Raw genomic sequence first — 1,126 nt, 5'->3', positions numbered from 1 at the left:
GTAAAAAGTGTGCGATGCTCTCTGCGTCTCAGGCTCAAGAACTTCATGGCAATGATGGCGATCGCTGCTGGAATCCTGCGGTTTGCTATAGTCGCCGTTCCTATGCCCGTCATCGCGATCGCCGCAATCTGGTTCGCGCTCGTAAACGTGGAGATTCTGCTGAACGTTTAGTTGTGAATATTGAAGAGTTTGCGTCAGTATATTGGGCTGTATTAGTGGTTTACCGACAAGCAGGAACGGATACACCAATTCATGCGATCGCTGTTCAAGTCTGGAAAGGGCAGGAAAAGTTTGCGGCGGTTTCACCGATTCATTGTGCGGGAATGGTGGCGACACAAGTGCATACTTATGTCCAGAAGGTATTGGTTTTGCTAGAGTCAAATTATGGGATTAAGAAATTTGCTAGCCAAGAACGTCTCGATCCTTGGCTTTGTCCTTTGCGTCCTTGCCCTTGTCATTCAAATTAATTTTCGGTGTGACAATGAAAGTTAAACAGCTTGAGTTGGATTTATGGGATGTCCTTTCGACTGCGAGACAGACTCCTGAAGATGCGAATTTTCCAATGGTGTTTAAACTTTTAGATCTGACTCTGGTTGATCTCGATACGCGATCGCAGTTGCGAATAGCAGGGGAAGCGGTATGTCAGATTACAAATTTGTTTTGTGATCGCTCTAGTTTTTTATTTGAGGAGTTACATTCTCGTGCTGCTAATGGTGAGCCAAACATGGCTGATGATGCTTTTGATCGTTATGTGCGTCAGTCTATGGTGATGGATTTTGAGCAGTTTATTGAGCCTTTGCAAAGTTTACCTAGAAAGGCTCCAGAATATGCAAAGAATGGTAATTCGATGGTTGGCACAATTGATAAGGAGGTTTTGATTCAATCTTTGGAGCAGGAAAGTTTGCTTAGCTTTGAGGAGGAATTTGAGCGAGCGATTAGTACGGCTCATGCTGAAGATGTTTCGGCTTGGGTTGAGGCGATCGCGCATTGTATTGCTAATAATTCTTCTCCTATAGAACCCATTTGGTATCTTAGGAAGCCTTAGCGAGGCGCTTAAGCATAAGCCTGATAAAGCAAAGATGAATTCTCGCATTAGCATTGTCTAAAGTTCTGTCAAAGTTTTTGA

Annotated in this window: 2 protein-coding genes; both read left to right on the top strand. The window is 43.8% G+C overall.

The features are described 5' to 3' along the window. Positions 1-467, top strand: a 467-nt coding sequence (locus B9G53_RS00060) for a hypothetical protein (RefSeq protein WP_254923481.1), incomplete at its 5' end; no start/stop codon positions are given. A gap of 14 nt (positions 468-481) precedes the next feature. After that, the gene (locus tag B9G53_RS00055; protein ID WP_094528297.1) at positions 482-1,045 is read left to right on the top strand and encodes a hypothetical protein; all 564 of its coding nucleotides are present in this window, start codon (positions 482-484) and stop codon (positions 1,043-1,045) included. Positions 1,046-1,126: the final 81 nt, after the last annotated feature.

The organism is Pseudanabaena sp. SR411 (genome assembly GCF_002251945.1).
In the GTDB taxonomy this organism is placed as follows: domain Bacteria; phylum Cyanobacteriota; class Cyanobacteriia; order Pseudanabaenales; family Pseudanabaenaceae; genus Pseudanabaena.
Note: the sequence above shows the minus strand (reverse complement) of the source record. Positions and strands in the feature narration are given on the sequence as shown.

Coding starts and splice junctions, on each gene's coding strand:
- B9G53_RS00055 (WP_094528297.1), top strand. CDS start 482: ATGAAAGTTAAACAGCTTGAGTTGGATTTATGGGATGTCCTTTCGACT.